This is a genomic window from Ramlibacter monticola (assembly GCF_016722785.1).
Lineage (GTDB): Bacteria > Pseudomonadota > Gammaproteobacteria > Burkholderiales > Burkholderiaceae_C > Ramlibacter > Ramlibacter monticola.
In genome coordinates this window covers 1,025,289-1,038,119 of sequence record NZ_JAEQNE010000001.1, presented here as the reverse complement: position 1 = coordinate 1,038,119, position 12,831 = coordinate 1,025,289, and the positions used below count along the sequence as shown (strand labels likewise).

The window sequence follows — 12,831 nt, the reverse complement described above, 5'->3', positions numbered from 1 at the left end:
CTCAGGCGGCGGACGTGCCGCGGGTGACCTTGCGGCCGAGGAAGGCGACGAAGCGATCGAGGGTGAAGCCCACCAGGCCCACGTAGACGAGCGCCAGGATGATGTCGCTGATGCGCGAGGAGTTCCACGCGTCCCAGATGAAGAAGCCGATCCCCACGCCGCCGATCAGCATCTCGGCGGCGATGATCGCCAGCCACGACAGGCCCACGCCGATGCGCAGCCCCGAGAAGATGAAGGGCGCCGCCGCCGGCAGCATGATGCGGGCGAAGTACTCCAGGCCGTTGAGGCGGATCACCTTGGCGACGTTGCGGTAGTCCTCCGGGATGTTGCGGATGCCGATCGAGGTGTTGATGATGATCGGCCAGATCGAGGTGATGAAGATGACGAAGATCGCCGAGGGATGGCCGTCGCGGAAGCCCGCCAGCGAGATCGGCAGCCAGGCGAGCGGCGGCACGGTGCGCAGCACCTGGAACAGCGGGTCGAGGCCGCGCAGCGCCCAGGTCGACTGGCCCACCAGCACGCCCAGGCTCACGCCCACCACCACCGCCAGCGCATAGCCGTAGGCCACGCGCTTGAGGCTGGCGAGCAGCTGCCAGGCGATGCCCACGTCGTTGCCGCCGCGGTCGTACCAGGGGTGGGCGATCAGGTCCCAGGTGTCCTGCACCACCTTGCTGGGCGCGGGCAGGGCGGCGCCGGGGCGCGAGCCCAGCGCCTGCCACACGACCAGCAGCACGCCGAGGATCAGCAGCGGCGGCAGCACGTGGGTCATGAAGCCCCTCGCCACGCCGGTGGACCAGGTGCGCAGGGCGCCCGGCACCGCCGGCACGGGCAATCGGATCGGTTCGACGGTCTCGGTCGTTCGCATGGCTTGCCTCCTCAGGCGCTCTTGATGTTCTTGATCTCGAGCGAGTCGAGATACTTCTTCGGGTTGGCCGGGTCGAACACCTTGCCGTCGAAGAACTTCTCCACGCCGCGCGAGGTGGAGCCCGGGATGTCCTTGGCCGCGACGCCCAGCTCCTTGGCGGCGGCGCGCCACAGGTCCTCGCGGTTCACCTTGGCGATCAGCGCCTTGGTGTCCAGGTTGGGCGGCAGGTAGCCCCAGCGGATGTTCTCGGTGAGGAACCAGAGGTCGTGGCTCTGGAACGGGTAGGAGGCGTGGTCCTTCCAGTAGCGCATCTGGTACTTGCTGTTGGACTCGGTGCGGCCCGTGCCGTAATCGAAATCGCCCTTCATGCGGTCGACGATGTCTTCCAGCGGGGCGCTGATCCAGCGGCGCCGCGCGCAGATCTCGGCGACCTCGGCGCGATTCTTCGCCTCCTCGCAGTACATCTGCGCTTCCATGATGGCCTTGAGCAGCGCCTTGGTGCTGTTCGGGTTGGCCTGCACGTAGTCGGCGCGCATCGCGAAGGCCTTTTCCGGATGGTTCATCCAGAGCTCGCTGGTGGTGAGCGCGGTGTAGCCGATCTTCTGGTGAATGAGCTGCAGGTTCCAGGGCTCGCAGACGCAGAACGTGTCCATGCTGCCCACCTTCATGTTGGCCACCATCTGCGGCGGGGGCACCACGATGGTGTTGATGTCGCGGTTGGGATCGACGCCGCCGGCGGCCATCCAGTAGCGCAGCCACATGTCGTGCGTGCCGCCGGGGAAGGTCATGGCGGCGTTCACCGCCTTGCCCGTCTTCACGCGCTTGGCCAGCAGGGCCTTCCTGAACTCGCGGTTGTCGAGGCCGACCTTCAGGTCCTTGTACTCGCTGGCCACCGAGATGCACTGGCCGCCGAGGTTCAGGCGCGCCAGGATGTTCATCGGCACCTGCACGTTGTTCGCCGTCACCGCGCCGGTCGTGATCAGGTAGGGCATGGGCGTCAGGATGTGCGCGCCGTCGATGCCGTTGCTCTTCGAGCCCAGCACCAGGTTGTCGCGCGTCGCGCCCCAGGAGGACTGCTTCAGCACTTCCACCTCGGTCATGCCGTGCTTCTTGAAGAAGCCCTTCTCGTCGGCCACGAACAGGGGCGCGGCGTCGGTGAGCGCGATGAAGCCCAGCTTGGCCGCCTTCGTCTCGAGGCCGGTGCCCTGCGCCGAGGCCGTGAGCGGCCACAGGCCGCCGGCAGCGCTCGCCGCGCCGAGGGCGGTCGCCCCCTTCAGGACGGATCGGCGGGAGACCTTGTTGGTATTGCTTGGCATCGTCAGCTCCAGTTGCGAGGAAAAAGAAAGGCGCCCATCGCACTGCATGGCTCGCGCGCACGCAGGGATGGACGCCGTTGTCCAGGGTTCGGGTTGTGCAGCGCGCCGTCGTTAGCGCCCGTTCGGTAGGGTTGTTAGCAGGAGGCGTGCCACCCCGGCGGCGGCGTCCCCGCGGAGGCGGGAACACGGGGCTTCCCCAGAGTCGCCGCGAGCGACGACTTGTTTCCCGGGCGCCGTGGATTCCCGCCGTCGCGGGAATGACGCATGCGCGTTGATGGCGCGCGGCGCACTGTTCCTGTGCGGCTGGTGGCGCGGATGGAACACATGGCGCGTGCTTTCGCGCGACGCTGACGCCGCTCAACGTCCGCGTCGTGGGGCTGCTTCAAGCTGTAACACGGCGGCTCCCGGCATGGGTGCCGCAGTTGCCGGTGCGACGTCCGCGGACCGAGCGCCGGTGTGTATTGCGAGAAGAAAAGAGGGACTCACTTTATGAGCAATGAAAACAAGCGGCGCGACTTTCTGGCGACCGCCCTGGCGGTGGGTGCGACGGGTATCGTCGCGCCCGTCGGGAGCGCACGGGCGGCGCCTGCCCGGTTGGGGGTGACCGGGACGGGCCGGCTGACGGCGCATGCGATCGACACCTTCTTCGGCGTCACCGGCGCCGGTCTGCAGATCGACCTGAACATCCGCAACGGCAACAGCGACCAGTATCGCCTCGTGAAGACCGTCTACACCGTCACCGGCGGTCGCACCGCGGCCCCCATCCTGATCGGCGACGAGTTCAGGACCGGACGCTACGAACTCCTGCTGCACCTCGACGACTACTTCCTGCAGCGCGGCGCGGCCCTGCCCAGCCCGAACTTCCTCACGAAGGTGCCGCTGCGCTTCGCCATCTACGACCCCAACCAGAATTTCCACGTCCCGGTGCTGTTCAGCCCCTGGGGTTATTCGTACTACCGCGGCAGCTGAGACCGGCGGCCAGACGATCCCAACAAGCAACATCCAAAGCAAAGGGCCAACATGGCAGGCATTTCCACTCACGTCCTGGACACCGTCGCCGGCAGACCCGGGGCCGGCATGCGGATCGAATTCTCGAAGCGCATCGGCTACGGCTACGTTCTGCAGAAGACCGTCTACACCAATGCCGACGGCCGGACCGACCAGCCGATCCTGACGCCGGCCGAGACGACCATCGGCGAATACGAGCTGCGCTTCTTCGTGGAAGAGTACTTCCGCGGCAAGGGGGTCGCGCTGCCGGACCCCGCGTTCATCGAGGAGGTGCCGATCCGCTTCTCGATCTTCGACACCACGCAGCACTACCACGTGCCGATGCTGTGCTCGCCGTGGAACTGCACGACCTACCGCGGTAGCTGAAGCGCCCCACGGGCCTCGATCGGGGGCGCGGCGCACCGTTCCTGGGCGCCGCGCCCTCAGCCGGATCCTCCCGGCAGCACCTCGGCGAGCGACAGCACCGCCTCGGCGACGTCGACGATGCGCCGGTTCTGGTTCATCGCCATCTGGCGCAGCGCCTTGTACGCGTCGTCCTCGGTCATCTGCCGGTGCGCCATCAGCAGGCCCTTGGCCCGCTCCACCAGCTTGCGCTCGTTGAGCGAAGTGCGCACCGCGTCGAGCTCGTCGCTCATCTGCTGCAGGCGCCGCGACTGCTCCTGCACCATGCCGAGGACGGAGCGCTCCAGGTGCGGTCCGAAGGAGGCGCCGGTCTCGGCGGCCGGATCGCTCGCCAGCGCGGCGAGCATCGCGCGCTGGTCGCGCAGCTCGGAGCGGGCCTGCGCGATGCGCGCCTCGCACAGCTCGCGCAGGTGGCGCGCCAGCACATCCTCCACGGCGCGCATCGCGTCGATGCGGCGCGTCGCCCACTCGTACCAGGCCTGGCTCAGGTTGGGGTCCAGCTCGCGCCGCGTGCTGCAGCCGATGCGCCGCAGCCGCTCCAGTTCCGCCAGCGCCGCCGGGTCGCGGCTGGCCTGGTCGGCGCGCAGCACCTCGGTGTCGGCGAAGTCGGTGAACACCCGGAAGCAGGCCTGCTGCGACTCGATCAGGTGGCGCCACTGCTGCTGTCCGGAGGCGTCGATGTAGCCGGCGGCAAACACGCCGGCGCCCAGGGCGCGCTCCTGCCCGGCCAGTTCCTTGCCCTGCATGAAGTTGAACATGGCGACCAGCGCGCGCGAGACCTTGGGATCGGTGGCGCTGTCCGCCGCCTCGAACACCACCGCCAGCAGCCCCGTCACCAGCTTCACGTAGGCCACGGTGGCATCGCGCGCCGACAGCGCCTGGCGCGCGATGCGCCCGCGCAGCGCGGGCAGGCCGTCCAGGGCGTGGAGCACCACGGCCACGCGGCTGAACAGGCGCGAGCCGTTGCGCACCCGCTGGGCATCGGTCTCCAGCGCCTCGAACTGCTCGCGCACCTCGCGCTCGGCCGCCTCGCACTCCTCCACCTGCCGCAGCCGCTGCGAGGCGAAGCGGCTGCCGTGGGAGCTGAGGAAGACGTTGCAGATGCCGCGCTCCCGCTGCAGGGCGTGGATGAAGCGGCCGGTCGCGCCCACGAGTTCGCCGGTGCGCGCGAGCTCCTCGAGTTCGGCGATCTCGCACTGGCGCGCGGCGAGCAGGAAGCTGGTTGCGGATTTCATTTCCCGAGAACACAGCAACAACCATGCCGCGGATAAACTCGCCCGCATGCTGGTCCTGGGCATCGAATCTTCCTGCGACGAAACGGGCGTGGCGCTGGTGCAGGGCGAGGGCCCCGGCGTGCCGCGGCTGCTCGCCCATGCGCTCCACAGCCAGGTCGAGATGCACCAGGCCTATGGCGGCGTGGTGCCGGAGCTCGCCAGCCGCGACCACATCCGGCGCGTGCTCCCGCTCGCCGAGGCGGTGCTGGCGGAGGCGCGACGCAGCCTGCGCGAGGTGGACGTGGTCGCCTATACCCGCGGGCCCGGCCTGGCCGGCGCGCTGCTGGTGGGCGCCGGCGTGGCCTGCGCGCTGGGCGCCGCGCTGCGCAAGCCCGTGCTGGGCGTGCACCACCTCGAGGGCCACCTGCTGTCGCCCTTCCTCAGCCAGGACCCGCCGGAATTCCCCTTCATCGCCCTGCTGGTCTCGGGCGGCCACACGCAGCTGATGCAGGTGGACGGCGTGGGCCGCTACGCGCTGCTCGGCGAGACCATCGACGATGCGGCCGGAGAGGCCTTCGACAAGTCGGCCAAGCTGCTGGGACTCGGCTACCCGGGCGGCCCGGCGCTGTCGCGACTGGCGCAGCAGGGCGACGCCCGGGCCTTCAAGTTGCCGCGCCCGCTGCTGCACAGCGGCGACCTGGACTTCTCCTTCGCCGGGCTGAAGACCGCCGTGCTCACGCAGGTGCACAAGCTCGGGGACGCCCTCGACGCGAGGAAGGCCGACCTCGCGGCTTCCACCGAAGCGGCGATCGTGGAGGTCCTCGTAAGAAAATCCCTCATGGCCCTCGACCGCAATGCCCTCGGGCGCATCGTGGTCGCCGGCGGGGTGGGCGCCAACCGGCGCCTGCGCGAGCAGCTGGACGCTGCCTGCGCGCAGCGCGGGGTGAGGGTGCACTATCCCGAGCTGGCCCTCTGTACCGACAACGGGGCGATGATCGCCCTGGCCGCGACCATGCGGCTGCAGGCCGGGGTGCAGCAGCCCACGACCTCCTACGCCTTCGACGTCAAGCCGCGTTGGCCGCTGCAGGCCCTGGCCTCGGCCTGAGCTCTGCCGTCGGGCGGGACGCGGGTTTCCTGCAAGCGCCGCGACAGAAACCCTTGCCTAAGATGCGACGCATGAGCGATTCGGCCCCGCCCACCGTCTTCGAGGACCCCGCCGGCATGTGGAACCGGCGCTTCTCCGAGTCGGGCTACCTGTTCGGCACGGAGCCCAACGCCTGGCTGCACGACCACGCCTGGCTGTGGGAGGCGGGCGAGCGCGTGCTCTCGCTGGCGGACGGCGAAGGCCGCAACAGCGTCTGGCTCGCCCAGCAGGGCCTGACGGTCGACGCCTTCGACATCTCCGAGGTCGGCGTGCGCAAGGCGCGCGACTTCGCCCGCATCACCGGCGTGAAGGTGAACTTCGCTGTGGCCGACATCGGCACGCTGCAGTGGCCCCAGAGCATCTACGACGGCGTGGTCGCCATCTTCATCCAGTTCGCCCATCCGGAGCTGCGCACGCAGATCTTCCGCGGGATGGTGCAGTGCCTGAAGCCCGGGGGGAGGCTTGTCCTGCAGGGCTACACGCCCCGGCAGCTCGAATACCGCACCGGCGGCCCGCCCTTCACCTCGCACATGTACACGCCGGAGCTGCTGCGCGAGGGCTTCGCCGACCTCGAGATCCTGGAGCTGAGGGAGTACGAAACCGAGCTGGCCGAGGGCACAGGGCACAAGGGCCATTCGGCGCTGCTGGGGATGGTGGCGCGCAAGCCGATGTGAACATCCAACGACCGGACGCAGAGGGCGCGAAGGGTACGCAGAGGACGCAGAAGAAGACCTTCAAGGAAAATTCCAAGGTCCTCTTTTGCGTTCTCTGCGTACCCTTCGCGTCCTCTGCGTCCGGCTGTTGAAGTGGCGCCCCGGAAGAGAAGGGCGCCGGAGCGCAATCACTGCACGGCGATCTGGCGCGAGGTCACGACCGGCTTCTTCTTGCCGACGGCCAGCGTCAGCACGCCGTTTTCCAGCTTCGCCGTCGTGGCCTCCGTGTCGATCTCGGCTGGGAACTCGTAGGCGGCCTGGTACTGGCGCGGGGCGCCTTCCACCGTCTTGACGCTCACCACGGTGCCGTCGACGTCGATGGAGAGCTGCTCGCGGGCCACGCCGGGTACGTCGAGCGACAGCGTCCAGGCGTCGTCGGTCTGCTCCACCTTGACCCCGCGGGTGGCGGGCCGGAAGATCGGATCGTTGAGGAAGCGCTCGAAGCTGCGGTCGAACGAGCGGGAAGTGCGAAGGGCGGGGGCGAACAACATGTCCAAATCTCCTGTCACTGGGTGGGATTGGGCGCGGCGCCCTCGGCGCCGCTTCCTTTAAACTCCGCGGCTCTCGCTTCGATCGCCGCCTTGGTCCCCATCTGCGCACCCGGCGCGGCATTTCAAGAGATTTCCCCCCCATGAAAATTCTCCGGCGCACGGTCTTGAAATCGGCCGCTGCAGCAGCACTTCTTCCTGCCTTCGCGCGCGCGCAGGCGGCCGCCCCCGTGAAGCTCGCGATGATCGAAGGCCTCTCGGGCGGCAACGCCAACGGCGGCGAGGCGGTGTTCCGCAACCTCGCGTGGGCGGTGGAGCGCGTCAACCAGCGCGGCGGCGTGCGCACCCGCGCGGGCGCGCGGCCGCTGCAGCTCGATCGCTACGACAGCAAGGGGCAGATCGAGGAGGCGCTGTCCGCGCTGCGCTCGGCCATCGACGACGGCGCGCGCGTGGTCCTGCAGGGAAATTCCTCCGCGGTCGCCGCGGCGCTGATCGACGCCGTCAACAAGCACAACGAGCGGGAGCCCGAGCGGCGGGTCGTCTTCCTGAACTACTCCGCGGTCGACCCCATCCTCACCAACGACAAGTGCAGCTTCTGGCACTTCCGCTTCGACGCCCACGCCGACATGCGCATGGGCGCCCTGATGTCGGTGCTGCGCGAGGACAAGGCGGTGCGCTCGGTGTACCTGCTGAACCCGGACTACAGCTTCGGCCAGGCGGTGCAGCGCGAGGCGCGCCGGCAGCTCGCCGCCCAGCGCCCCGACGTGCAGGTGGTGGGCGAGGAACTGCACCCGCTGCTGCGCATCAAGGACTTCGCGCCCTACGCGACCAAGATCAAGGCGAGCGGCGCCGACGCGGTGATCACCGGCAATTTCAGCAACGACCTCACGCTGCTGGTGAAGGCCGCGCGCGAGATCGGCTTCGAGGGCCGCTTCTACACCTTCTACGGCAATGCGCTGGGCGCGCCGGCGGCGATCGGCGAGGCCGGCGTCGGCAAGGTGCTGGCGGTGGCGGAGTGGCTGCCGAACCTGCCCACGCGCGAGAGCGAGGCCTTCTACCAGTCCTTCCGCCAGCGCTTCCCGCGGCCGGCGGACGACTACGTGCACCTGCGCATGCAGATGGTGGTGGAGGCGCTGGCGCAGGCGATCGAGCGCGCGCGCACGACCGAAGCGGTGCCGCTGGCGCTGGCGCTGGAGCAGGTGCAGGTCGGCTTCGCCGGCCAGAGCGGACGCATGCGCGCGGCCGACCACCAGTTCCAGCAGCCGCTGGTGGTGGGCCTGATGGACCGCCAGGGCACGCCGGGCGTGCGCTTCGACGTCGAGGGCTCCGGCTACGGCTTCCGCACGGTGCGGGTGATCCCTCCGGCGCAAGCCGAAATGCCCCACGCCTGCAAGATGGTGCGGCCGGCGTAGCGAGTCGAAATCGAATATCCGAACGCAGAGGGCGCAAAGGGTACGCAGAGGACGCAGAAAAGACAAAGGAAACTTCCAAAGGTTGTTTTCTGCGTTCTCTGCGAAACCTTTGCGCCCTCTGCGTTCGGATGTCCGTACTCCTGCATTGCCCATCCCCATCCCCGACAATCGCACCATGCGCGACACCGTCCTGAACCTCGAGGAATCCAAGATCCGTGAAGTGGCCAATGCCGGCATGGGGCGCAGCGACGTGCTGGCCTTCTGGTTCGGCGAGAGCGACGAGGTCACGCCGGCCTTCATCCGGGAGGCGGCGATCGAGTCGCTGAGCTCCGGCGAGACCTTCTACGCCCACAACCTGGGGCTGCCGGAACTGCGCGCGGCGATCTCGGAATACAGCGCCAGGCTGCATGGTCCGGTGGGGGCCGGCCGCATCGCCGTGACTTCCGGCGGCGTCAACGCGCTGATGCTGGCCTGCCAGGCGGTCGTCGACGCGGGCGACGAGGTGGTGGTGGTCACGCCGGTGTGGCCCAACCTGCCGGCGCAGGCGCGGATCATGGGCGCGAAGCTGAAGCCGGTCGCCCTGGCCCCGAAGGACGGCGCCTGGACGCTGGACCTGCAGCGCCTGCTGGACGCGATCACGCCGGCCACCCGCCTGCTGATCGTGAACGCGCCGAACAACCCGACGGGCTGGACGCTGTCGCGCGCGGAGCAGGAGGCGATCCTGGCGCACTGCCGCCGCACGGGCACCTGGATCCTGGCGGACGAGGTGTACGAGCGCCTGTACTTCGAGCCCACGGCGAACGGCTGCGCGCCGAGTTTCCTGGACGTGGCGGAGCCGGAAGACCGGCTCGTCATCGCGCACAGCTTCTCGAAGAGCTTCCTCATGACCGGCTGGCGGCTGGGCTGGCTGGTGATGCCGCCGCAGATGACCCACCACATGGGCAAGCTCATCGAGTTCAACACCTCGTGCGCGAGCGTGTTCACGCAGCGGGCGGCGGTGCAGGCGCTGCAGCGCACGGACGAGGTGACCCCGCGCGTGGTGGCGCACCTGAAGACCTGCCGCGACGCGCTGGTGCCCCTGCTGCAGCAGCTGCCGGGCGTGGAACTCGCGCCGGCCAAGGGCGGCATGTACGCCTTCTTCAAGCTGGACGGTTTCGACGATTCGCTGGTCCTGGCCAAGCGGCTGGTGGCGGAGGCCGGGATCGGGCTGGCGCCGGGGAATGCCTTCGCGCCGGAGGCGCAGGGATGGCTGAGGTGGTGCTTCGCGTCGAAGGACGTGGCACGGCTGAGGCAGGGCGTGGACCGGCTCGCGACCTGGCTGAGCCGGTAACGCAGGCCGTCCGGCCGGGCCGGAGCGGGGCTTGGCCCGGGTCGGCTATAATCCTCGGGTTCTGCATCTCGCAGATCGCACGTAGGACCGCACATTCCAGCAAGTCCTACGCAAGTCAACATCTTCAAAGGAATTCACGATGACCGCCATCAACAAGGCAGAGATCGTCGCCGCCCACGCGCGCGGCACGAACGACACGGGCAGCCCGGAAGTGCAAGTCGCGCTGCTGACCGCCCGCATCAACGAGCTCACCCCGCACTTCAAGACGCACGCCAAGGACCACCATGGCCGTCGCGGCCTGCTGCAGCTGGTGAACCGCCGCAAGCGCCTCCTGGCCTACCTGAAGGACAAGGACGCCCCGCGCTACACGGCCCTGATCAGCAAGCTGGGCCTGCGCAAGTAAGCAGCCCCCGCTGAACGGACGCCTGAGACGGTTCGCGCAACTGCCTCAGGCGTTTTTCACTTCGGAGCGGCCGCGACCGGATACGCGCTGTGTCATTCCTCGGGGGCTTGGCTCCCCGAGCCCCCGGGGAATGGCATCGTGTTCGGCCCCTCGCGCTCCGTCCTTTCGAGAGAAAAGAGGACACGCCATGAGCATCTTCAACAAGATCACCAAGACTTTCCAGTGGGGCAACCACACCGTCACGCTCGAAACGGGCGAGATCGCCCGCCAGGCCGGCGGCGCCGTGCTGGTCAACATCGAGGACACCGTGGTGCTGGCCACCGTGGTCGGCTCCAAGACCGCCAAGCCCGGACAGGACTTCTTCCCCCTGACCGTCGACTACATCGAGAAGACCTACGCGGCCGGCAAGATCCCCGGCAGCTTCTTCAAGCGTGAAGCCAAGCCCTCGGAACTCGAGACGCTGACCTCCCGCCTGATCGACCGCCCGATCCGCCCGCTGTTCCCCGAGGGCTTCTACAACGAGGTGCACGTGGTCATCCACACCATCTCGCTGAACCCCGAGGTGGACGCCGACATCGCCGCCATGATCGGCGTGTCCGCCGCCCTGTCCATCTCCGGCATCCCCTTCAACGGCCCGATCGGCGCCGCCCGCGTGGGCTACGTCAACGGCGAGTACGTGTTGAACCCGGGTCCGACGGCCCGCAAGATGTCCGACCTGGACCTGGTGGTCGCCGGCACCGAGTCCGCCGTGCTGATGGTGGAGTCCGAGGCGCAGCAGCTGTCCGAGGAAGTGATGCTGGGCGCCGTGGTGTTCGGCCATGAGCAGGGCAAGGTCGCGATCAACGCGATCCACGAACTGGTGCGCGAAGCCGGCAAGCCGGTGTGGGACTGGCAGCCCCCCGCCAAGGACGAGGCCTTCGAGGCCAAGGTCCGCGAAGTGGCCGAGGAGAAGATTCGCGCCGCCTACCAGATCCGCAGCAAGCAGGCCCGCACCCAGGCGCTGCGCGAGGCCGGTGCTTCCCTGCAGGCCGAGCTCAGCGCCCAGGGCATCGCCTTCGACCCGGTGAAGGTCGAGAACCTGGTGTTCGAGATCGAGGCGCGTACCGTGCGCAGCCAGATCCTGGCCGGAGAGCCGCGCATCGACGGCCGCGACACCCGCACCGTGCGCCCGATCGAGATCCGCACCGGCGTGCTGCCGCGCACCCACGGCTCCGCGCTGTTCACGCGCGGCGAGACCCAGGCCCTGGTGATCTCCACGCTCGGCACCGAGCAGGACGCGCAGCGCATCGACGCCCTGGCCGGCGAGTTCCAGGACCGCTTCCTGTTCCACTACAACATGCCTCCCTTCGCGACCGGCGAAACGGGCCGCATGGGCTCCACCAAGCGCCGCGAAGTCGGCCACGGCCGCCTCGCCAAGCGCGCGCTGATCCCGGTGCTGCCGAACAAGGAAGAGTTCCCCTACGTGATGCGCGTGGTCTCCGAGATCACCGAATCCAACGGCTCCTCCTCCATGGCCTCCGTCTGCGGCGGCTGCCTGGCGCTGATGGACGCCGGCGTGCCGATGAAGGCGCACGTGGCCGGCATCGCCATGGGCCTGATCAAGGATGGCAACCGCTTCGCGGTGCTGACCGACATCCTGGGCGACGAGGACCATCTCGGCGACATGGACTTCAAGGTGGCCGGCACGGTCAACGGCGTGACCGCCCTGCAGATGGACATCAAGATCCAGGGCATCACCAAGGAGATCATGCAGGTCGCGCTGGCGCAGGCCAAGGAAGCGCGCATGCACATCCTGGGCAAGATGCAGGAAGCGCTGGGCGAGGCCAAGTCCGACGTGTCGACCTGGGCCCCGCGCCTGTACACGATGAAGATCAACCCGGAGAAGATCCGCGACGTGATCGGCAAGGGCGGCGCGGTGATCCGCGCGCTGACGGAAGAGACCGGCACGCAGATCGACATCGCCGAGGACGGCACCATCACCATCGCCTCCACCGACGCCGCCAAGGCCGAAGAGGCGAAGAAGCGCATCGAGCAGATCACCGCCGAAGTGGAAGTGGGCAAGGTCTACGAAGGCCCGATCACCAAGCTGCTGGACTTCGGCGCGCTGGTGAACCTGCTGCCCGGCAAGGACGGCCTGCTGCACATCAGCCAGATCGCGCACGAGCGCGTGGAGAAGGTCAGCGACTACCTGTCCGAAGGCCAGGTCGTGCGCGTGAAGGTGCTCGAGACCGACGACAAGGGCCGCGTGAAGCTGTCCATGAAGGCCCTGGCCGACCGTCCGGAAGGCATGGAAGACCGTCCGCCGCGCGAGCCGCGTGGCGACCGTGGCGACCGTGGCGACCGCCCGCCGCGTGGCGACCGTGGTGACCGCGGCGACCGTGGCGACCGTGGCGACCGTGGCGACCGTGGCGACCGTGGCGACCGTGGCGACCGCCCGCCGCGCGAAGCTCGCGAGCCGCGCGAGCCCCGTACCGAGCCGCAGCAGGAGTCCGGCACGGGCACGCCCGAGGGCGGCAACCAGCAGTAAGGCGCTGCC

Annotated in this window: 12 protein-coding genes; 8 read left to right on the top strand and 4 right to left on the bottom strand. The window is 68.8% G+C overall.

The window, feature by feature from the left end:
• Position 1: 1 nt before the first annotated feature.
• On the bottom strand, positions 2-865 hold the full coding sequence (gene ntrB / locus JJ685_RS04905) for a nitrate ABC transporter permease (protein ID WP_201673077.1): 864 nt from the start codon (positions 863-865) through the stop codon (positions 2-4).
• Between the two features lie 11 nt (positions 866-876).
• The gene (locus JJ685_RS04900) at positions 877-2,181 is read right to left on the bottom strand and encodes a CmpA/NrtA family ABC transporter substrate-binding protein (RefSeq protein ID WP_201673076.1); all 1,305 of its coding nucleotides are present in this window, start codon (positions 2,179-2,181) and stop codon (positions 877-879) included.
• A 489-nt stretch (positions 2,182-2,670) separates the two neighbouring features.
• On the opposite strand from JJ685_RS04900, the gene JJ685_RS04895 reads away from it, so the two are divergent.
• Entirely contained in the window at positions 2,671-3,150 is a 480-nt protein-coding gene (locus JJ685_RS04895; RefSeq protein WP_201673075.1) for a hydroxyisourate hydrolase, read from the top strand.
• 51 nt (positions 3,151-3,201) lie between these two features.
• Positions 3,202-3,555: a hydroxyisourate hydrolase gene (gene uraH, locus JJ685_RS04890; RefSeq protein ID WP_201673074.1), complete on the top strand. Its 354-nt coding sequence runs from the start codon at positions 3,202-3,204 to the stop codon at positions 3,553-3,555.
• A 56-nt stretch (positions 3,556-3,611) separates the two neighbouring features.
• On the opposite strand, the gene JJ685_RS04885 is transcribed toward uraH, so the two are convergent.
• The gene (locus tag JJ685_RS04885) at positions 3,612-4,826 is read right to left on the bottom strand and encodes a nitrate regulatory protein (protein ID WP_201673073.1); all 1,215 of its coding nucleotides are present in this window, start codon (positions 4,824-4,826) and stop codon (positions 3,612-3,614) included.
• A gap of 46 nt (positions 4,827-4,872) precedes the next feature.
• On the opposite strand from JJ685_RS04885, the gene tsaD reads away from it, so the two are divergent.
• Both tsaD and JJ685_RS04875 read left to right on the top strand, forming a co-directional pair.
• Positions 4,873-5,910 (top strand): tRNA (adenosine(37)-N6)-threonylcarbamoyltransferase complex transferase subunit TsaD, encoded by a 1,038-nt coding sequence (gene tsaD, locus JJ685_RS04880; protein WP_201673072.1) that lies wholly within the window; start codon positions 4,873-4,875, stop codon positions 5,908-5,910.
• Between the two features lie 71 nt (positions 5,911-5,981).
• A complete protein-coding gene (locus JJ685_RS04875; RefSeq protein WP_201673071.1) occupies positions 5,982-6,623 on the top strand; it encodes a class I SAM-dependent methyltransferase in 642 nt (213 codons plus the stop codon).
• Between the two features lie 167 nt (positions 6,624-6,790).
• Here the strand turns inward: JJ685_RS04875 and JJ685_RS04870 are convergent, their stop codons facing one another.
• Positions 6,791-7,153, bottom strand: coding sequence for an Hsp20/alpha crystallin family protein (locus JJ685_RS04870; RefSeq protein WP_201673070.1), 363 nt, complete (start codon positions 7,151-7,153; stop codon positions 6,791-6,793).
• 140 nt (positions 7,154-7,293) lie between these two features.
• Here JJ685_RS04870 and JJ685_RS04865 point away from each other — a divergent pair, with 140 nt between their 5' ends.
• From JJ685_RS04865 to pnp, 4 genes are all read left to right on the top strand, one after another.
• Positions 7,294-8,562 carry a branched-chain amino acid ABC transporter substrate-binding protein gene (locus tag JJ685_RS04865; protein ID WP_201673069.1) on the top strand — a complete coding sequence of 423 codons (1,269 nt, stop codon included), beginning with the start codon at positions 7,294-7,296 and terminating at the stop codon, positions 8,560-8,562.
• Between the two features lie 175 nt (positions 8,563-8,737).
• A complete protein-coding gene (locus JJ685_RS04860) occupies positions 8,738-9,892 on the top strand; it encodes a pyridoxal phosphate-dependent aminotransferase (protein ID WP_201673068.1) in 1,155 nt (384 codons plus the stop codon).
• Between the two features lie 139 nt (positions 9,893-10,031).
• The gene (rpsO, locus tag JJ685_RS04855) at positions 10,032-10,295 is read left to right on the top strand and encodes a 30S ribosomal protein S15 (protein ID WP_201673067.1); all 264 of its coding nucleotides are present in this window, start codon (positions 10,032-10,034) and stop codon (positions 10,293-10,295) included.
• A 187-nt stretch (positions 10,296-10,482) separates the two neighbouring features.
• Complete coding sequence (pnp, locus tag JJ685_RS04850; protein ID WP_201673066.1) at positions 10,483-12,822, top strand: polyribonucleotide nucleotidyltransferase; 2,340 nt, start codon at positions 10,483-10,485, stop codon at positions 12,820-12,822.
• The last annotated feature ends 9 nt before the right edge of the window (positions 12,823-12,831 follow it).